Origin of the sequence: Paenibacillus sp. LjRoot56 (genome assembly GCF_964253335.1) — a bacterium.
Taxonomy (GTDB): domain Bacteria; phylum Bacillota; class Bacilli; order Paenibacillales; family NBRC-103111; genus Paenibacillus_E; species Paenibacillus_E allorhizoplanae.
The window spans coordinates 36,981-57,843 of record NZ_CAXURV020000007.1; the positions used below are offsets into that span (position 1 = coordinate 36,981).

The 20,863-nt window shown below is 46.6% G+C and carries 17 protein-coding genes; 5 read left to right on the forward strand and 12 right to left on the reverse strand.

Annotated features, from left to right (window positions below; translation table 11 throughout):
• Positions 1-2 precede the first annotated feature (2 nt).
• Positions 3-467 (forward strand): RidA family protein, encoded by a 465-nt coding sequence (locus ACSQ8O_RS34745; RefSeq protein ID WP_028557558.1) that lies wholly within the window; start codon positions 3-5, stop codon positions 465-467.
• Between the two features lie 230 nt (positions 468-697).
• On the opposite strand, the gene ACSQ8O_RS34750 is transcribed toward ACSQ8O_RS34745, so the two are convergent.
• The 12 genes from ACSQ8O_RS34750 to ACSQ8O_RS34805 form a co-directional block, all read right to left on the reverse strand.
• Complete coding sequence (locus tag ACSQ8O_RS34750) at positions 698-1,837, reverse strand: toxic anion resistance protein (protein WP_436245456.1); 1,140 nt, start codon at positions 1,835-1,837, stop codon at positions 698-700.
• A 30-nt stretch (positions 1,838-1,867) separates the two neighbouring features.
• Positions 1,868-3,553 (reverse strand): VWA domain-containing protein, encoded by a 1,686-nt coding sequence (locus tag ACSQ8O_RS34755; protein ID WP_436245457.1) that lies wholly within the window; start codon positions 3,551-3,553, stop codon positions 1,868-1,870.
• 16 nt (positions 3,554-3,569) lie between these two features.
• A complete protein-coding gene (locus tag ACSQ8O_RS34760; RefSeq protein WP_436245578.1) occupies positions 3,570-4,310 on the reverse strand; it encodes a hypothetical protein in 741 nt (246 codons plus the stop codon).
• 256 nt (positions 4,311-4,566) lie between these two features.
• The gene (locus ACSQ8O_RS34765; protein ID WP_436245458.1) at positions 4,567-5,388 is read right to left on the reverse strand and encodes an alpha/beta hydrolase; all 822 of its coding nucleotides are present in this window, start codon (positions 5,386-5,388) and stop codon (positions 4,567-4,569) included.
• 53 nt (positions 5,389-5,441) lie between these two features.
• Complete coding sequence (locus ACSQ8O_RS34770) at positions 5,442-5,864, reverse strand: MarR family winged helix-turn-helix transcriptional regulator (protein ID WP_436245459.1); 423 nt, start codon at positions 5,862-5,864, stop codon at positions 5,442-5,444.
• Positions 5,865-6,001: 137 nt separating this feature from the next.
• Complete coding sequence (locus ACSQ8O_RS34775; protein ID WP_436245460.1) at positions 6,002-7,735, reverse strand: methyl-accepting chemotaxis protein; 1,734 nt, start codon at positions 7,733-7,735, stop codon at positions 6,002-6,004.
• An 85-nt stretch (positions 7,736-7,820) separates the two neighbouring features.
• The gene (mglC, locus tag ACSQ8O_RS34780) at positions 7,821-8,852 is read right to left on the reverse strand and encodes a galactose/methyl galactoside ABC transporter permease MglC (protein WP_056620298.1); all 1,032 of its coding nucleotides are present in this window, start codon (positions 8,850-8,852) and stop codon (positions 7,821-7,823) included.
• A gap of 18 nt (positions 8,853-8,870) precedes the next feature.
• Positions 8,871-10,388, reverse strand: coding sequence for a sugar ABC transporter ATP-binding protein (locus ACSQ8O_RS34785; RefSeq protein WP_436245461.1), 1,518 nt, complete (start codon positions 10,386-10,388; stop codon positions 8,871-8,873).
• Positions 10,389-10,535: 147 nt separating this feature from the next.
• Positions 10,536-11,612 (reverse strand): galactose ABC transporter substrate-binding protein, encoded by a 1,077-nt coding sequence (locus tag ACSQ8O_RS34790; RefSeq protein ID WP_216855935.1) that lies wholly within the window; start codon positions 11,610-11,612, stop codon positions 10,536-10,538.
• A gap of 117 nt (positions 11,613-11,729) precedes the next feature.
• Positions 11,730-12,698, reverse strand: a complete 969-nt coding sequence (locus ACSQ8O_RS34795) for a substrate-binding domain-containing protein (RefSeq protein WP_056620303.1) — start codon at positions 12,696-12,698, stop codon at positions 11,730-11,732.
• Positions 12,695-14,449 carry a histidine kinase gene (locus tag ACSQ8O_RS34800; RefSeq protein WP_436245579.1) on the reverse strand — a complete coding sequence of 585 codons (1,755 nt, stop codon included), beginning with the start codon at positions 14,447-14,449 and terminating at the stop codon, positions 12,695-12,697. Before ACSQ8O_RS34800 ends, ACSQ8O_RS34795 begins: the two co-directional genes overlap by 4 nt.
• 68 nt (positions 14,450-14,517) lie before the next feature.
• The gene (locus ACSQ8O_RS34805) at positions 14,518-16,176 is read right to left on the reverse strand and encodes a response regulator (RefSeq protein WP_436245462.1); all 1,659 of its coding nucleotides are present in this window, start codon (positions 16,174-16,176) and stop codon (positions 14,518-14,520) included.
• 648 nt (positions 16,177-16,824) lie between these two features.
• Here ACSQ8O_RS34805 and ACSQ8O_RS34810 point away from each other — a divergent pair.
• From ACSQ8O_RS34810 to ACSQ8O_RS34825, 4 genes are all read left to right on the forward strand, one after another.
• A complete protein-coding gene (locus tag ACSQ8O_RS34810) occupies positions 16,825-17,781 on the forward strand; it encodes an AAA family ATPase (RefSeq protein ID WP_436245463.1) in 957 nt (318 codons plus the stop codon).
• A 7-nt stretch (positions 17,782-17,788) separates the two neighbouring features.
• The gene (locus ACSQ8O_RS34815; protein ID WP_436245464.1) at positions 17,789-18,922 is read left to right on the forward strand and encodes a DUF58 domain-containing protein; all 1,134 of its coding nucleotides are present in this window, start codon (positions 17,789-17,791) and stop codon (positions 18,920-18,922) included.
• On the forward strand, positions 18,903-20,285 hold the full coding sequence (locus ACSQ8O_RS34820; protein ID WP_436245465.1) for a DUF4129 domain-containing protein: 1,383 nt from the start codon (positions 18,903-18,905) through the stop codon (positions 20,283-20,285). Before ACSQ8O_RS34815 ends, ACSQ8O_RS34820 begins: the two co-directional genes overlap by 20 nt.
• A gap of 256 nt (positions 20,286-20,541) precedes the next feature.
• Positions 20,542-20,712, forward strand: a complete 171-nt coding sequence (locus ACSQ8O_RS34825; protein WP_155993910.1) for a hypothetical protein — start codon at positions 20,542-20,544, stop codon at positions 20,710-20,712.
• The last annotated feature ends 151 nt before the right edge of the window (positions 20,713-20,863 follow it).

Here is a 20,863-nt window from a genome sequence, read left to right on the forward strand (position 1 = left end):
ATATGTCCGTTATTGAACAACGTTTGCAAGAGCTTGGTATCACGCTTCCCCCTTCCCCAGAACCGCGTTTCACGTATATTCCATGCAATCAAACAGGTAACTTGATTTACTTATCCGGCCAAGATTGCCGTATCAACGGTGAGCTCATGTATGAAGGTAAACTCGGCCGTGAAGTCACCATTGAGCAAGGCCAAGAGGCAGCACGACAGACCATTATCAACTGCTTAGCGGTGATGAAAGGATATCTTGGCGATCTAGACCGTGTTGTCAAAATCGTCAAAATGCTCGGCTTCGTCAACAGCGAATCTGGCTTTGGCGACCAGCCTTATGTGATCAACGGTGCGTCCAACCTGCTCGTTGAGATCTTCGGCGAAAATGGCAAACATGCCCGTTCCGCGATCGGCACGAGCGATCTTCCTTTCCACACACCTGTGGAAATTGAGTTGATTGTTGAGATTCGCGATTAAGGAACCTTTGGCCAATAGTCGAAACCAATTAACTGGAAAATGTACAGCTATTTCGCAGGAAATTCCCCGAATTTTTGATTTAAATGGAAAATAGGTAGTTAATTATCACCAATTTCGCTCAAAAGGTTAAACTCGCAATAATTAACTACAGAAAATCCAGTTATCCACAGCGAGCCCTGGAACAAACAAAAGGAACCTCAGACTTGAAGAAGTCCGAAGTTCCTTTTCCCTTATAACCCCACAGCCGCGCCTCTTTCAAGCCGCAAAATCTGCTTCTCTCCCGTTTCAGCTAGCTCACGGAATTGGGTAATCGTTTCACGCATTTTCGGAAGCGCTTCTTGCTTATAGGTACTGATCGCCTGCAAGGCTTCAAAGCTGTCGGCGAATGCTTTTTTAAGCGAATCTACTGAGATGCTGGCCTCAATGGCGCCTTTTTGAATATCCACACCTTGTTGCTTCAACATCTGCCCCGTATGTTCAATAAACGTATTGGTCGTATTGTACAACGCGTTGAGTTGCTTCAGCACTACCCGCTGATTGGCTAGCGCACTTGCCGCCGTAACGGCGACACGCAAAGCCGCTACCGTTACCGTGCTTGCACGATCCACGCCACGGATAAGTTCCTTATTATTCCGAATGACAACCTCGAAGGTAATAAATCCTTGTTGATTGACCGCCATCATTGCTTGCATATCGAGTGTCCTCTGACGAAGTGGAAAAAGCACCTCTTCCGTTATGAATTGGATCTTCTCTGGATCATCATTTCGGGCTTTGGCGAGCGCGATTTGTGCTTCAATGGATTCATCCATATAGGAAACTAGCTGGATCTCCTTGCGGAGCTTTTTGGTAAGATCACGCAGTGCATGCTGTTCGAGAAGAAGTGTCGTATTGTCATCTTTCAACCCTAATTTCCCTTTATTCAACGTTTCGATAATTTCGGCAATGACCATGTCCGCTTTATCAAACTGGTGGAAGTAGGATCGGAGTGGGTTAAAAAACTTCCCTAGAAACCCGCGTTTGACGAAGTCGATCCCACTAGGATCGAGATCCTTCATTTGGAGTTGCAGCTCCCCAAGCCCTTTGGCAACGATTCCCCCCTCGTCACCCGCCCTCGATAGCTGCCCTATCGTTACTTGGAGTAAAGCATTTTTTTGGGAGGATGCTCGCATTGTCTCAATACCAAAGTTTTCTACCGCTGCCAAAATATTTTTGCGTTTCTCCAGTGAGTCGAGATCGATCTCCATAATCGTCTGTACATTCTGTTCGGCTTGCGCTTTCAGTTTAACAACTTCCTCTGGAACAGGCTTCACTTGCTCCTCTACAACGGCTTTAAGCACCTCATCGCCAGCAATCTCCAACGAAAACGACATCCTAACTCCCCCTCAAAAGGTAAATTAACCCTACATCTGAACGTTGAGCAGATTACTTATTTTATAAACAACATCATCCGTGTCCGCATTAATGCTCGCCGCCTCATTGATACTGGAAATACTCTGAAGTGCCGCAATATCGGCATTATAACCAATCGTATAGATGGGAATTTGCAACGTCTCGATCAGTCCTCGAATGTCCTTCAAGGAATGGCCTGCATTGGTTTCCCCATCACTCAATACGAAGATGATCGGCTTCACATTCGGATCCGCTGCCATATAGTCTTGCAGCATTTTCATGGCAACGGCAATGGCATCAAATGTCGCTGTTCCTCCCCCTGCTTGGAGCGTACCGACGGTACCCACAAACAGCGATTGCTGATTGGTATCGTACTTGGCAATGGGGAGATTGATCGTCACCCCATTCGAATAGGATACGAGACCAATTCTATTTTCTTTACCCAGGTATTTCTGGCCTTTGAGCAGAGATTCTTTCAATCGACTAATGGGCTTACCGTCCATGCTGCCAGATACATCCGTAACAAAAACAGCGGCAAGTGGCTTGCTTCCGTTCTTCTTTTCTTTCCAAACCTTTTGAGCAGAAGTAAGTGTATTTCCATCTATGGCAGGGAGCTCACTCTTGTAATTTTCTAGCCCATTAAACCCTTTATCTTTGGCTGTTTGTTGATATTTCGCCTGTGTAACAAATTCAGCAAATCGCTTAATCACATCAAGTTTCACGATCGGCAGATCACCAAGGGCATAAAGTGGACTATCGTGTCTATATCCAAATGGTGTAAACACATAGTCATTCGTTAGCTCCGCAGCATTCTGAAATGTCTGGTATTCCAGTACGAAACCATCCAGCATCCCTGACTTTGCAGCATCTCGCATTTGAATCGTTGTAGATGCGATAAAGGGCACGTTCGTTTGGAATTTCTCAAATTCTTGAACGGCCGTCTCACTAATTGGATTTTTGTTATCCCATGTACTTAAAGCTGTTACGAGAAAATTAAGGCCGGTTGAACTCGCGAAAGGGTCCGTATAACCCATAGCAAATTCATTATTTGAAATAGCTTGCGTCACGGTATTTACATTGATGGAGCCGTATTTGGCAACGAGGGCATCATATTTTTTCTTCGAAATCACAATCCCAGGAACATTCCCTACCAGCCTTTTTGTGACTAGTTGTATTTTCGGACCGCCAGATTTGATCATCTCCCCCCATAACTCATTCGAAGGTGTAAAAGCATCCGGCACATATTTGCCTGACTTGATATAGTCCGTCGCCGTCCCAGAAGCAATATTGCGAATTTTGACAGAGGCCGTCTTCCCGTTAACCACAATCTGCGCTTTATTAAATTCGTTCGCTACATCCGTTAACCAACCATCCACGCCATTGCCGGATTTCTCTGTCGAGGAGAAAATTTCTACAAAATAATCCGTCGTATTATTCACCGTAATTGGAAATTTCGAAATATCAGGCAGAGATGAAGCGACATCCGCTGGATTAATATCAATCTGTCCTTTGACTGGTGTTCCGTTCACCACTGAGATCTTCTCGTACATCTTGTTCAATTGCTTTGCAGCACTCTCCGCTGTCACTTGAGTTTGGGATTTGCCAATATTGGCCGTGAAAGAAACGCCAGCATAAACACCGATAAATACAATAATCACAATAAGAAGCGATATAAAGAAGAACTTCGTTTTATTCATGTTTTGAGCACCACCTCTACTGTTTGTAGAATTGTGTTTGCTTGATCAAAGCATCAATCTCTTGCATGCCCGGCATTTGCCCGATATCACCAATCTCCAGACTATCTAGTCGAGAAATTTCTAACAGCAACCTATCCAATTTGAGCAAAATTTCTTCATTTATATGTAAAGCGGATTTAACAAACGACATATGTGCTTTATACACGGTTCTTTTTTCTTGCAAAAGCTCGGGGGACAACTGGCTCGTATTTTGTTTAGAGATACTTTGAAACTCCTCTTCATCGAACACATGGAGACGGTTTATCATACTCCGAATATTGTGAAAAAATAACTTCTCCACCTCTTGCGTCGTAGAAGCAAATTTCTGAAAGCTAAGTCCGCTCGGTTCAAACCTCTGGAGGAGGACACTTCGTATGGTCTCTTGTTTTTTACGCATTCGCTCCAATTGGTGCAAGCCAAGCGCAATTTCCTGTGCAAGGGATTTGATACCTTTGAATTGTTTCCAAGCACCCTCCAAATCCTCTGGGCTCTTCATCTGTCTTGCGGGGAGCCGAACATTGGGCTTCATGACTACGCTGTAAATGCCGAACAACAATACGAGTGTGCTTCCGAGCAGAATGGATACGGTGAGTGCCGTTTGTAACGCACTGTGTCCGATTCCAATGCCTAGAAGTCCCGGTGAAAGCATGACAATATCAAACAAGGCGACCCCACTCGTTAGCACAAATAATTTCATTATTTTACTTGCGGCTTCCATCAAAGGGAATAACTCCTCTCTTCGCAAATTTCAAATCTGAACCGAACATGCTGATCACAAGGGAAATCGTCTTTTCGTTTGCTATCGTTCGAAGAATGCTGATATTGAATTATATGCAGGACATTTAGGACATATCTGCTTCTTCTGGTCACAATGCAAGGAAAGATGTACTTGAGCCTTCTTAAGCTCGTACAGAAATGATAAAGGGCTGTCCCTTGAAGTAGATACACCTACATCAGGACAGCCCTTATTTGGTTTAAAATCTCTTTAACCATTCCATAATTGCATCTACCGCTTCCATATATCTCTGTCCTACGAGCACACCGGTATGCGTTGTGTTCCAAAGCCCTCTATATTCAGCACGGAGATGCTCCGCTGTCACCCTACCCCGACGATCGTCGTCATCACAGTTTACAGCTTTGATAACCAAACACGGACAAGAAATTGAACTGCTGTCAATGGATATCCCCTTTGCTTCGGGTGAGAATATAAAAGCGTTAAATGCCATTGCTGACTCGGTTGCCAAATACTTTCTTTGAAATTCAATATCATCTGCAGATTCATCTATGCTGGATTGCTCTTCACGTACTGGGGCAGGCACAATGATTTCAGATATCATTCGGCCTAATTCCTTGTATGGTACGGCTTCATGAACCTCTCTGCTTATGACGGAATCGATCAACACCAACCCGGCGATCTCGACGGTTTCAGCCAACTTCTCGCTCAAGATCCCTCCCATGCTAAATCCGATAAGTATCGGCGGAACACCACACTCAGCAATAGCCTCATTAATGTCCTCCAAATAGTCCTCAAAAGTTATGATAGTCATATCTAGTTGCCTACTTTTATAGTGACTTCTCAAGTTCATGACATAGCATTTCCAACCTTCGTCGATAAAGTGTGGTATATACTTGCTCCACATCCAACTTCCTGTAAAGGCGCCATGTACAAAAAGCAAAGGAGGCTTTTGTTTAGTTGCTTTCGAGAGGCTTTCCCCCTGGAATATCTCTATAAATAAATCGTTATCCCCGATGTATTTCTCCGTATGAGCGGGCAATTCTTTCGTAATATCTCTCATGACCATTTCCTCCTCATTTAGTTTTACATCAAACTATTTTTACACAAAAAAATTTATAGGTTACTATAAATTTTTTTTAAAATGTGAAACAGTTCTTCTTTTTCTTCATCAGAGATGTTTAAATAAAAGGCATCTAACATCTCTTTCGATATCGATTCAAAGAGTGGTTTCAATTCACTACCCTTTTGGGTTAAAGCCACATAAACAACCCTCGTATCTTCTTTGTCCCTTTCCTTCATCACATATCCGAGCCGAACCAACTTATCGACAAGCGCTGTAACTGTGGATTTATCCTTACTAATTTTCTTCGAAATGTCCGCCATAGTTAGCCTGGGATTCTTAAATAGCGCATAGAAGATATCACCATGCGATGTGCCAATCCCGCCAATACCATTTTTATCCATCTCTGCTACAATAAATCGATTTACTTTCTCTCTAATTTTGGAGATTAATGAAATTGCATCTCTAGTTTCCATAATCATATTATAGTTTGATGTCAAACTAATGTCAAATACCCTCGGTACGCTATGTGTCGACTCTTGAGGCTGCTACGAGCTTCTCTTTATCCGAAAACAAGTCGATCAACATTCGGATATACGTTGCAGACACGCCCTCACACCCGAAACCGCCCAATCAATCCCTGCAGCTCCGCAGCCATGCTGCTCAGCACCGTCGCGGAGGAGACAATCTCCTCCATGCTCGCATACTGCCCCTCGATGTTGGCGGAGACGTTCTTCGCGCCCGCAGCGGTCTGCCCCGCTACCTCGTCGATAGCGCGAATCACGTGGGCAGCGACGAGCGTCTTCTCGGAGATAGCCTCCGAGCAGCCCGCTACTTCCTCGATCTGACGAGCGACCTCGTCCATCGCCGAACGAATGCGCCCAAACGTCGCTCCCGCTTCGCCGACGACCTCAAGCCCCGTCTCCACCTCGCGGCTGCCCGCCTCGGTGGAGCGCATTACGTCCCTCGTCTCCTCCTGGATACTCGTGACAAGAGAAGCCACTTCCTCCGCCGCTGCGCCGGTCTGCATGGACAGCTTGCGGACTTCCTCCGCAACCACAGCAAACCCCTTGCCCGCGGCTCCTGCGCGTGCCGCCTCAATCGAAGCATTGAGCGCCAGCATATTCGTCTGCCGCGCAATACCAGCAATCATCGCATTCGCGTTGACGATTTTCTCTGAACGGCCGCTTAATCGATCGACTGAGATAGCGAGCTCCTTCATCTTGCCATAAATAGCCTGCATCTGCCTTACCGCAGTCTCAATCGCAGCCGTGCCTTCCCCCGCCTCCTGCTGCGCAAACAAAGACTGCTTATTCGCCGTCTGTGTGACACTAGCAATCTGCATAACTGCCGCTGACATTTCCTCCATGATGGCCACACCTTGATGGACACTGCCTACCTGTGCATTCGTGCCCTGCGAAATGATTTGAATCGTTCCCGTGATCCGCTCCGATAACTCACTAACCTGATTGGAATTCGCACTAAGCTCTTCCGAAGCTGCAGCTACCTGCTCGCTGCTTCTGCCCACTTGGCGAATCAAGCCCTGCAGATTGCCTTTCATCTGATTGAAGGCAGTTGCCAAATCACTCAGCTCGTCGCGGCTTTTCACCCCAATATCGCCTACGGATAAATCGCAATTCGCGATTCGCTCTGCCGCTCTCACCATGGAACGCACTGGCACTACAATAGAACGCGAGACCAAGAAACCAATAACTAGTGCGAATACTAACGCCGCTCCACTTACCCATATCAAAGTCTTTATCGTCGCCCCGACGGTCTGATGATTCTGAGCAGAAGCATCTGCCTGAATGACGGCTTCGAGCTCTTCAATTTTTGCCGCCGCTTGCGTCAATGTTTCCGTTGTTGGAATCGCCCACTGCATAGCTTCCGCTTTTGCCAAGGAAGTGTCGCCTTTTTCACCGTACGCAACCACCTTTTGAACCAACCTAGCGAATGTTTGATTCGCCTCCAGCATAGACCCAACAGCGGATTGTTCCTCCTCGTTCCCGTCCTTATCTTGCATTTTCGTAATGATCGAGGAAAGCTTCCCATTCATATCTGTTAAAAGCTTCTCCCTGTCCTTCGTCGGATCCAGCACATAACCAAACAATAAACTCGTTTGCATCTGTGTTTTTTCTTTTATTTCTGCAACGTCCTGGAGTAATCTCACATTCGTATCGAGCAGCTCCGTGTAGGAGTTGTCCACTTTTTTGATATACATGTAAGATAATCCGCTCGTGATCCCCACCAGTAAGGAAACGAGTACAAAGGCCCCCACTAGCTTCGTTTGCAAAGAGATAAATAAAAGTCGCTTTTTCCAATCAGGCCTGTTGTGATTTGTATGCATTGTTCTAATCCCCCCGCCAATTCGTAAACGCTTACATGAATCTCGATTATAAAAGGCTGCCGAGAATATCGACAGCCTCCATAACTTACTTCGAATTCATATATTTCCGCATATCAAACGCTACTGCAGCAACGATGATTACACCTTTGATAATTAACTGCCAGTATGGGCTAATACCGATAAACGTCAAACCGTAGTTGATAACACTGAAAATCAATACCCCTGCAAGAACACCTGGTACCGTACCGATACCACCTGAAGTTGATACACCGCCGACAACGCAAGCCGCGATCGCATCAAGCTCGTACATGTTACCATAGTTATTCGTTGCTCCACCAGTTCTTGCTGCTTCCAATACCCCTGCAAGTCCGTAAAGTGCACCTGCAATCGCATAAATATAGATCAAGTAACGATTTACGTTAATCCCAGAAACGACAGCGGCATGAATGTTGCCACCAATCGCGTACATATATTTACCTAGCTTTGTTTTATTAAATACGATCCAAACAATAACCGAGACGATTATCGCGAAAATAACGATATAAGGAATCGAGTATGTTGAGCTTGATCCAATGGCTCCAGTTCCCAGACTACTGAAATCAGGACGGAGACCACCGATTGGTTGTGATTGGTTTGGCTTCATATCGAAGTACAAGGAGTTAGCACCATAAACAGCTACCATCGTTCCTAATGTCGCAATGAATGGCGGGACTCGGAACTTAGCAACGACAATCCCATTAATTAACCCAACGATTAAACCCGCTACAACAGCAATTAGAATCGGAATAAACATTGGCAATTGCGGTAAGTCTGGGAAAAATCTTCTGCCATACTCCTCTGTTTGGAGCATAGAAGCGGAGATAACCGCCGATAAACCAACGATTCGCCCTGCGGATAAATCCGTCCCGCCTGTGATAAGAATGAACGCTGCACCCAACGCGATAATGACACGTGTGGAAGACTGCAATAAGATATCACGTAGGATACTTACGGATAAAAAACGTGGATCATAAATCGCGATCCCAATAACTAGAACAACTAGTACGATGTAGATAGCGTATTTGGTAATGAACCCGCTAAGGTCTCTGGATTTCAATGTTTCTGTTTTTGTAGTCATGGTTCTAGGCCCCCTCCATTATGCCATATGCTGTGCAGCAAGGCGCATAATCTCTTCTTCTGTTGCTTTATTTCCTTCTACAATGCCCGTAAGACGTCCCTCACACATAACCATAATTCGGTCTGACATCCCAAGAAGCTCGGGCATTTCAGAAGAGATCATGATAATACTTTTCCCCTGCTTCGCAAGGTCAGCAATGATGGAGTAAATCTCAAATTTGGCTCCTACATCAATTCCCCGAGTTGGTTCATCGAGAAGAAGTACTTCAGGTTCCGTAAGCAGCCATCTGGCCAGCAAAACCTTTTGTTGATTACCACCGGACAAGTTCTTAATCAGCGCATGCATATTCGGCGTTTTCACGCGTAGCATTTCGATACTTTGTTTAACTTCTTCTTTACGTTTTGCTTCTTGAATGAAGCCAAATGGATTCATGTATCGTCCCAAATTGGCAATGACGGTGTTTTCCAAAACCGATAACACAGGGAAAATACCTGTAACGCGGCGCTCTTCCGTCAGCAAAGCTATCTTTTGCTTGATCGCATCCATCGGCGATTTCAGCTTCACAGGCTTCCCATGAATGGAGATGCTTCCTGAAGCAATACCTCTCATCCCAAACAGGGATTCAATCAACTCTGTCCGTTGTGCCCCTACAAGGCCGCCGACACCGAGAATCTCACCCTTTTTCAGCTCAAAAGACACATTCTTGAACGATTTAGGAACGACCGAAGTCAGGTCCTCTACCTTCATCAATACGCCTTGGGGCACATTACTGCGCTCAGGGAAACGCTCTTTCAAATCACGTCCAACCATCTTGGAGATGATCATATCTGTGGTAAGCTCGGAAGATGCCCATGTACCAATTTTGGTACCATCACGCATAATCGTTACTTCGTCCGAAATTTCCAAAATCTCTTCCATTTTATGTGAAATATAGATGATCGAAACACCGCGGCTCTTCAGATCGCGAATGATGCGAAACAACTGCTCAACTTCGTTACCCGTAAGCGATGAAGTCGGCTCATCCATAACAATGACTTTCGAATTGAAAGAAACAGCCTTGGCAATTTCAATGGATTGCACTTTGGATACCGATAAGGTACCAACCAGTGTATCCGGCTTAATATCCATTTGGAGTTGTTTGAACAAACTCTCTGTATCTGTACGCATTTTTTTGTGGTCCACTAATTTCAAAGGTCCGATACCTTTTAGCGGGAATCTGCCTAACCAAATGTTCTCCATCACATTGCGATGTGGAACGGGGTGAAGCTCTTGGTGAATCATCGAAATACCATTCGCTAACGCATCTTTAGAGTTCGTAATTGAAGCGACTTCGCCATTAAGCTTAATTTCTCCACCATCGGGCTTATAAATGCCGAACAAGCATTTCATGAGCGTCGATTTACCCGCGCCGTTCTCTCCCATTAGCGCATGTACGCTTCCTGGACGAACTTTGAGGGTGACATTATCCAGCGCTTTGACGCCGGGGAACTCTTTGGAGATTTGATTCATTTCCAATAAATAGTCATGTACAGTCATGGTAACTCCCCCTACAGCTCACGATAATCCCCACAAAGTGAAGCCTTTATTCGAAGCTTATTTCTCTTTATCTTCACGGGTTTCCAAAAAAGGAAGGCAAAAGCGCGATTGTTGCTCTGATATCGCCTCTCTTGCCCATTCTCACAATTACTTCGCTTCGTTCATGTTAGCTTTTGTGATTTTTTTGTAGGAAATCCAAACATATTTACCGTCAGTGATATCATAGCCAGTTGTTTCTTTGCTTGGTACTAAACCATTAGCAAGAGCTGTTGCTACGCTAGTTGTTGCAGCACCTTGGTTTTTCGCATCGTTTAGAACTGTTCCTAGAAGAGTTCCATCGCTAAGAGCTTGTAGAGCTGGAGCTGTTGCATCTACACCAACTACTGGAAGGAATTTGTTGTCTTTGAAATAGCCTTTTGCTTTCAAAGCTTCGATTGCGCCAAGCGCCATGTCATCGTTGTTTGCAAGAACAGCTTCGATTTTGCTTTCGCTGGACGCAAGGAATGCTGCCATTTTCTCTTGACCTTTAACGCGATCCCACATGGCTGTATCTTCTGCAACTTTTTCTACACCCATACCGGAATCCGTGATGGCTTGGATAGAGAATTTCGTACGAAGCTCAGCATCTTGGTGTCCTGGCTCGCCTTTAAGCATAACGTATTGGATTTTACCGTCTTTGTTTTTGTCAGCTTCTGGGTGAGCTTTGAAGTAGTCAACCAATAGTTGGCCTTCCATTGTTCCGGATTGCTCAGCTTTAGCGCCTACGTAGTAAACTTTATCCCATTTCTTCATGTCCGTATCAAGTGGCTCACGGTTTAAGAAGACAACTGGAATGTTCGCTGTTTTTGCTTTATCGATGATAACGCCAGCTGCTGTACGGTCAACTGCGTTGATCGCAAGTGCATTTACTTTTTTCGTGATGAAAAGGTCAACTTTATCGTTTTGTGTTGGTTGGGAGTTTTGGCTGTCTACGATATCAACAGTCGCTTTATCTTTCGCCGCATCGGAGATCGCTGCACGAACACCAGACATGAACGTATCGTCAAATTTATAGATCGCTACACCGATTGTTGGTTTTTTACCAGCTGCTGGAGCTGTAGTTGCTGCTGCACCTGTGGAAGCTGCTGGAGCTGTTGATGCTGCTGGAGTTTCTGTTTTATTTCCACAACCTGCAACGGTTGCAACCAAAGCGCCTGCTACGGCAAGTGTAAGTAATTTTTTCAAGATAAGACCCTCCCTAAAAGGTATATTGTTTGTTTACATTCCTTACTATAATGGTTCAAAAGCCATAAACAAATGCAATATCCTCATGTCTTCTATCGAAATTCTCATCACTTTCAATCACTTAATAAATGGGAATAGCAATTTTTGATTGTCTGACCAGAACATATTGTTCAAATCAATCGCCTTAATCCCTGTTGCCACGCGCTTTGGCACCGTTTTTCCTTTAACGGCATCTACCGCACTTTTCACGCCCAAGTAACCGATGCTAAACGGATTTTGAATAATCGTTGCTTGAATGACCCCCTCTTGGAGCAGCTCTAGCTCCTCAGAGGTACTGTCAAACGTGATGATTTTCACCTTATCATTCAAATTCCGACTCTGTACCGCACTGGCAACGCCAATGGAGGAGATTTCATTCAGTGCCACAATCCCATCCAGCTCTGGATGTTTGTCGATGACTTCATGCGTGAGTTGAGCCGAAAGCTCCCGATCCGTTAAGCTGTATACCTTATCGATCACCTGAACTTCGGGAAACTTCGATATTTCGTCTAATAGCCCTTTTTCCCGCAGTTCCGTGTTTCGCTCCCCTTTCCTAAAGCTCATAATGGCAATTTGCCCACTCGTACCGATCAGCTTAATCAGTTGTCGGCCTGCCAATTGACCTGCTTCATAGTTATCCGCGCCAATAAAACTACGCACATTCTTCGTCTCTACTTCAGAATCTACCGTAATTACGGGAATATGCGCTTTACCCGCTTCATCTACGATAGGAGAAAGCTCCTTATAGTCATTAGCCGCTAAGACAATCGCATCAGGAAGGCTTGAAATCGACTGCTCCATCAAGGCAATCTGCCCCTTCACATCAGCCTCATCACCTGGTGCTCGGAAGTCCAACGTCACATCAAACTCCTTAGCCGCGACCTCTGCGCCCAATTTTACTGTCTTCCAATAGTCGCCTTCTTGGCTGCGAAGAATAACCTCTAGGTGTTTCTTCTGCTCAGTAGGCAAGGTTTCCACACTTTCGGTGCAAGAGGAAATCGAGAGAAGAGCGACGAGAACTGCAATCAGTAGTGGTTTCCATCTCATCCTTCACTCCCCCCTTCTTCATCCAATATGGCTGGAATCGTAATTTGAACGATCGTTCCTTCCTCCAGTTCACTACTTACGTGGACCCCATAGTCCATGCCAAAATAAAGCTGAATCCGCTCATGCACATTTCGCAGTCCCACACCTGAGCCCTTTTCACTTTTCACCTGACCAGTCATAATACTCTTCAGTGTTTCCTCTGACATCCCGACACCATTATCTCGAATCTCGAAGAGAATCTTCCCTTTATCCATCGTGACAATGATCTCAATCAACCCTTCATCCACCATATACTCGATACCGTGATAGAGCGCATTTTCCACAAAAGGCTGCAGAATCAACTTGAGCGTTTTGTAGGGAAGCACATCTTCCGAGACGTGGATCTCATATTCAAACTTGTCCTTATAACGCATCTTCTGGATAATCAAATAGTTGCGAATATGCTCGATCTCTTCTCCGATCGTAATAATGTTTTTGCCTTTGCTGAGCGATATCCGGAAAAACTTCGACAGCGATGTGATCGTCGTCACGACCTCTTCCGTCCTCCCATTGCCAACCATTCGAACGACCGAATTGAGTGTATTGTATAAAAAATGCGGATTAATCTGCGATTGGAGAACTTCCAGCTCGTTCTTCCGCTTAATCTCCTGCTCAGCGATACTTTGATCCATCAGCTCGCGAACCCTCGAAACCATCAGATTGAAGCGCCGCGAAAGCTGTTCGACCTCATCAGCTCCACGCACATGAATATACGTGTCGAAATGCCCCTTCTCCACCATCTCCATGGACTTCTTCAGTCGTTTAATCGGCTGGGAAATACGCGCTGACATGAACGAGGAAATCAACAAAATGAAGAACAGTACGATCACTAACAACCAAATCATGAACGTCGAAATTTCCTTGCGCGTCGTCACAATTTCATCGAGATAGGAGACACCGATAATTTTCCATCCGATGTTATTGACCGTCCGCACAACGTTTAACCGCGACTCCCCTTCGCTAACATCCATATATCGGCCATACGAAAATTTGAGTGCTTGCTCCACATTCTCATATTTGAGACCAATATAAATAAGCTGCTGCTGCGGATGATACACAATACTGCCTGCCGAATCGTCAATGATATAGACATAGCCCTTCTTACCGAGAGAAACCGTACGAAACACATCGTCCAATGTCTTGAAATTAATGTCCACCAAAATAACCGCATCCACCAAGTTCCCATTCTGCTCGATCGTGACCCCTTTACTCATGGAAACCACCCACTTGTAGGGATCTTTGAATAGGTTCTGGATATGCGGCAAAGAAAACGTTAGATGGTTCGGGTTATCGAGGGCAGACCGAAACCACGGCTGCTCGAGCAGCCGTGTATTTTTGCGCATCGCTGTCGTTGGTACACCGGTGACCAATCCGCCATCCGCGGTAAACAGATGAATAGACACAATATCTTCACGCGTACTGGCGATCGTGTCTAGCTGTTCGAGCAGCTTGTCCGACGGGATGCCGCGGCTTTTGGCGATTTTGGCATCTACAACTTCGAACGTATCTGACATCCCCTTGATGTACTGCTCCAGGTTGAATTGCACCTGCTCAATCACCTGGGCCGTACTCAGAAAGGCACTCTCTTCTGCTGTTTTAGCAAATTTATTATAGAGCACCAAGGAGACAACGAGCATGACGGTTACGGTAATAAGAATGAATGACATCGTTATGGTAAACTGAATACTTTTTACCCGCATCGTATCGAGCATGACGTTATATAAAGCTTTCAGCAGCGTACTCACTCTGCGTCTCAAAGCAACTCTCCCCCTTCTAGTCCCTATGGCCCCTTGACGCTGTTATTGCGATACTCCTTCGGGGAAACGCCCACATTTTTGCGAAAGGAGAAGCTGAAATAATTAGCATCCGCATAGCCCACCTTTTCAGCGATTTCTAGCGCCTTCATATCCGTAGAACGCAAAAGCTCTTTCGCTGCTTCCATCCGAATGTGGTTCAAATAGTTCACGAAGGTCATTTTGGTTTCTTTTTTGAAAATGGAACTGAAATAACCCGCACTGATATGCAGATGTCCGCACACCTTATTGATATTGATATCGCCTTCATGATAGTGGCTCTTCGTATAATCCTTCGCTAGATCCACAAGGTTTTTATACGTATATTGACGATCCGTTGCAATGTGACTCATCATGCTCGCACAGAGCTCGGCTAACCAATGCTTAGCTTCCTCCAAGGAAGTGAATTTATTAATCTCCGTGAAAGGGATGAAACTCTCGCCAAATACCTCGTCAACATTCAGGTTCGAGTCCTTGGCTGCTTTCAGAATACAAGTAAGAATTTCAAGCAAATAGATCTGATAATCTTTAACCGACACCCCGCCCTCGATGCCCTGAAAAAGTTCATCAATCGTCTCTCGGATCTCTTGTGATGTGCCTACCTTAATACAGCGGGTCAACGCGTGTTCCTTCACATCGTCAAAACGAATCTTATCCACGCTGCGCTTTTCCACATCATCAATGTAAATCATGCGATTGCTGCCCAGAATAAGCCTGTAGTCGAGGGAAAGTACAGCATCTTCATACGAATAGCTGATCTTCGTGACGTCCTTCATCACACTGCCCACCCCAACAGTAAGGGTGAACTTCAAATATTTTTCCACACTCTGCCGAATTTCCTCCAGCACCTTCATCGTTTCCTGCAGCGCCGCTTCCTTGTCCTTATTCTCACTCGCTGCTAACAAGACAACCTGATCATCATGCATGAAAACGAGTCCGAGGCCGCGCTTGCCCGCGATTTCTTCGGTAATATTTAAGAGGGCGAAATATTTCAACGCCTGATCCTCCGAGTATTTCAAAGATATCGACTTCGACAGTTCCTCCCGATTCTCCAGGTCTTCTTCCGAAATAAAGACCCCATCGATGCTCAGAACGGCAACCACATAGCTATTGCCGCTAAGCGCTATCCCATAGTTCGCTGCCTTCTCAAATACCTCGTCCCGCGGGAGCTTCCGATTCATTAATGTCGCTAAGAAATTCTCCTTCAGCACCGGCATACTCTTGCGGTAATGCTCCTTAAGCAGCTGCACATCCTCACGATGCGCAACCTCTTCCTGGATGTGTCCTTTTACCTTCAAAAGGGCATTCACCAGCTCCTGTGCGGAAAATGGTTTCAGCACATATTCATCAATATGCAGCTTAATTGCCCTTTGGGCGTACTCAAATTCATCATGACCCGTCAGGATAATGAGCTTAATCGTGGGAAAGCGCTCTCTAATTGCTTCAGCAAGCTGCAAACCATTCATAAAAGGCATCTGAATATCCGTCACAACCACATCCGGCTGCAGACGTTCGACCATTTCCAGCGCTTCTTTCCCGTTCTCCGCCTTGTCGACAACTTCAAAGCCAATCGCTTCCCAATTTATTTCACGGACGACACCTTCGCGTACATCCTCTTCGTCATCTACTAACAGCAGCTTGTACATGCCTGACCTCCCAGGACTCCCCAATTTAGCAACAACGCTCATGGTTTTCTCATTATCACCACCATTGTACTCACTGCCCATCGAATATACAAATAGAATCGATTACTGCCCAAGGATACCTACCTCTGGAATCGACGCTTGTCCGAGGAAACATTGGTAAAAATCCCCTGTTAGGTGTTAAAATAAGCATGGAGCATATGTAAATCTTGACACCTTAAACAGGTATTCAGACCCGAAAGGGAACCTGCATACCTGTATGCCAATCCCGACTACTCCGATAACGAAAGGGAACCTGGGTGCCGAAACCTAACCATTCTGACAACCCATGGAGAACCTCAGTGCCAAAACCCCACCATTCTGACAACCCATAGGGAACCTCAGTGCGCTATTTTCTTAAAATAGCCCATTTTCGCACCTAAAGGGAACGAGGTTCCGCTATTTTCTCGAAAATAGAGGTTTCCAACTGCTTTTCCGTGAAATAGTGGATCTACGTTCCCTTTCGAGTCTAAAGATCAGCACAATCGGCGAAATAGCGGAACGACGTTCCCCTTTTACTAACCTTGTCGCCACTACCTTTTCTTATTAACACACTTATTGTTCCCCTGTCTCATTTCATTCGCATCATTCATTATTTAGGAGGTTAATCATTTGAATATCGCACCTATTGAACGTATCGCTTCCCGTATCACAGAAAACGTTGGTCACGTTATTATAGGCAAAAATGATACCGTCGAGCTCCTAGTCATCGCACTGATTGCTTCCGGTCACGTGCTGCTCGAAGATGTGCCCGGCACAGGTAAAACCCAGCTGGCCAAAGCACTAGCCCGCTCCCTCGATGGCTCCATGAAGCGCATCCAGTTCACGCCCGACTTGCTGCCGTCCGATGTAAGCGGCATCAATTTCTTCAATCAGAAACTGGGCGAGTTCGAATTCCGCCCAGGTCCGCTCTTCGCGCACATCGTGCTCGCCGATGAGATTAACCGCGCTACACCGCGCACACAATCCAGCTTGCTGGAGAGCATGGAGGAGCGCCAGGTCAGCATCGACGGGGAAACGCGCAAGCTCGAAGCGCCGTTCCTCGTCATTGCCACGCAGAACCCTGTCGAGAATCAGGGGACCTTTCCCCTGCCGGAAGCACAGCTCGACCGCTTCCTGATGAAGTTGTCCCTCGGCTATCCAACGGCAGCCGAGCAGGTCTTGATCTTGCAGCGCTACCAGCAGCAAGATCCGCTGGAGCAGCTGCTGCCGGTCGTGAGCCGCGCGGAGCTGCTCGAAGCGCAGCTCCTGTTCACGCAGGTGCGCGTCAGCGACGAGCTGCTGCACTACATCGTGCAGCTCGCGGAAGCGACGCGCACGCATGCGGACTCCGCGCTCGGTGTCAGCCCGCGCGGCGTACGCGCCTTGATGAAGGCGGCGCAAGTGTACGCGGCGCTGCGCGGCCGCGATTACGTGCTGCCGGACGACGTCAAGGCGCTGGTCGCGCCCGTCTGGGCGCATCGCGTCCTGCTGCGCACGCGCTCGCGCCAACAGGATCAGCAGGTGCATGCGCTGCTGACGAACATACTTGCCGCTACCCCCGTTCCTACGGAAGTGAAGATGGGGTAACGGACGGATGAGCATAAGCTGGATAGTCATTATCGCTGCCGCTCTCTTCTTTCTCCAGTTTCAGTTTTTCGCTCGCTGGGGGTTTCGCGGACTTCGCATTGAACGAACCTTTAATACAAAACATTGCCATGTCGGCGATGATATTCTCATGATTGAAACCATCGTGAATCGTAAGCTTGCGCCGATTCCCTGGCTGCGCTTGGAGTCAACGATTCATGCCGGACTCCACTTCACGCAAATGAATAATCTGGAAGTGAGCAGCGGCTCCCTTTTTCAAAATCATCGCAGTCTATTCAGCCTCATGCCCTATACCCGCATCGTGCGGCGCCATGGTGTGCATGCAGCGAAACGCGGCTGGTACAAGCTGGAAACCATCGCTGCAACGATGGGTGATTTCGTCGGTTTACAAGCGGCCTCTACCACACATCGCATACATGTAGAGCTACTAGTATACCCGCGCCTGGTGAATCGCGATGACATTCCGCTCCTGTCTAGCCGTTGGCAAGGCGATGTAACAGTCCAGCGGTGGATCATGCCTGATCCATTTCTCGTTTCCGGTGCAAGGGAATACCGCTATGGAGATACGATGAATAGCATTCATTGGAAAGCAACAGCGCGCAGCCAGCGGCTTCAGGTGTACAACCGAGAATTCACGGCAGATCCCCGATTACTTATCGTCGTTAACAGTCAAGTCACCGAAACGATGTGGGACGCCGTAACTGACCCTGAACTGGTCGAAAAAGCCCTCTCCTACGCGGCAACATTAGCCGAACATGCCGTTAGCCGAGGAGTTCCTGTCGGTTTTGGCTATAACGGTTGGCTGCTGAATGAACCAGGTGTTCCCGTGTACTGTGCGCCTGAAGGCGGCTGGGGGCAGTTGGAACATCTTTTTCAAACGATGGCGAAGCTCGCGATCTCTTGTGCCCGTTCCTGTGAAGATTTTCTCGATTATGGCATCGAGGTGGAAGGTGAGGCGCTCGATATCATCCTGCTGACCGCCTTCGTTTCTGAAGGGATGGCACGCAGCATCGAACGACTCGAAGCATCTGGACATTCCGTCTTCCTTGTCCCCTTGCAGCATAATCTTCTTGATCTCAGCGATAAGGAGGCGGCTCCATCCAATGCTCAAGCCCTTGCTTAATCAAACGAATTCTCCGCCGTCTCGTTTATCCTACTTTTTACAGGGATGCGGTCTTGCATTCTTATTCGGCTTCGTCGAACTGGTTATTTTTGCTCCACTAGTTACGTTATCTCAAGTTTATGTATTTGATAGCTCGCTTGGTTTGACATGTATCCAACTACTACTCAGCTTCGTGATTGGCGCCTACTTGGGACAGTTGAGATGGCTCTCTCGCAAAGGGTACGAGTTCCTTGTCTGTGTTGCTGCTGGTTACGGATTATCTTATGTATGTCAAATGGAACCCTTGCACGTTGCTTTAGGTGCGGCAATTGGTGCACTACTCGTCTATCGGGGGATTCGGTATACCAAAGATGGATGGCACTCCCTTTATCCACCTGGTGTTTTCGTAATCTCTGGTGTGATGTACTTCATTGGTGTACCCATTATGACCCGAGTGGAGCTTATGCTTTCATACAAAATAGCCTTAAACGGGCTCGGATTCGCTACTCTGATCCTCTTCTTCTTTATAACGAATCGCTCGCAGCTTCTTGTCGCTACCTTAGCAGGGAATGATCGCGCTGCCGCCTCGTCACTGTCTCAAACCGTGAAACGTTCCAGTCGTATCTGGTTAATCGGCTTTATTGCGGTTATCGCTGCCGTCGGTTACTTTCAGCAAGTCAAGCAAGCGCTTATGCGGCTTCTACATGGCACCCTAGCTTGGCTGCTGGGATTGATGTCATCCGAAGAACCACCTGCTGTTCCTGAAGCCAGCCCTTCAGCACCGCCTCCTATGGAACTACCACCAGCTACACCCCATGAACCAGGTTGGTTTGGAATTCTCATGCAATATCTTGTGCAAATTATAGGCTATGTGTTAGTCATTGCACTCATCCTCGGCTGCCTCTATCTGATCTTGATGAAGCTTGCACCAGCGCTTCTCGCCCTCATTCGGCGCTTTTGGAAGCGATCGCTGCGTCGTGAGCAAGGTGATACAACTGACGGTTATACCGATGAGAAAGAAGCCCTGCTCGATTGGAGAGAGATCCCTAACTTGTGGTGGCGCAAAGCAAGCTCGAAGCTGTGGTCAACATCCAATCGCGAGCCGTCTTGGTCACAACTGCCGAACAATCAGGAGCGTATCCGCTATCTGTACCGTGGGTTAATTGGGCAAGCGAGCAAGAGCGGTTACACTTTCAAGCGTGCACTAACCCCTAATGAAACAGGCTGGGAGCTCACGCATCAAACACAGCTTGCAGAAGCTTCGGTTCACACGCTTACCACGGCGTATAATCGAGTGCGGTACGGGCGAGAGTCGATATCAGATGAGGAACTTGCTCAGGTGCTCCAAACGCTTGATCCGAGCATACGGAATCAGCTAAAGTGAATCATGTAATAGGTATCCTTCGTGTCTCCTACGAGGATACCTTTTGTGTTGTTCACTCTTTTGTCCACCTTATCCAAATTCTCCTCCAATTCTTAGACAAGCCTACCTTAAATCTGACCCTTTTATTTTCAAATGGCCCAAAGAACAAGCCTCTTCCTAGGCTTGCTTACTACCATTTTGAAAATAACCGTCACATATTTTCAAAAATTTGCATATACATAATTGTTTGAATACATTCGATTGAGGTGGTTTTGAGATGTTAGCATTAAAAACCGGATCAGAAAAAGAAGAAGTGCTTCACACGCTTTACGAAATGGGCTTGGATCAAATCGCGAGATGGATCCTCGTATTACCTGAAGACAGGTGGGAAAGCATGTTTCTCTCAACATGGCCAACACTTGCCAAAAAATGCGGCTTTCACAGATAGCTGCTTTTACATACAGAGAGGTGGTTAGGTAGGAGATTAATTATAAAACGCTCTACACCATCAAGGTGCAGAGCGTTATTTTTTTCTTAGTCGATGGCACGGGCAACTTTTGGAAGACACACTTTACATTTACCGTCCAGCACTATGCCTA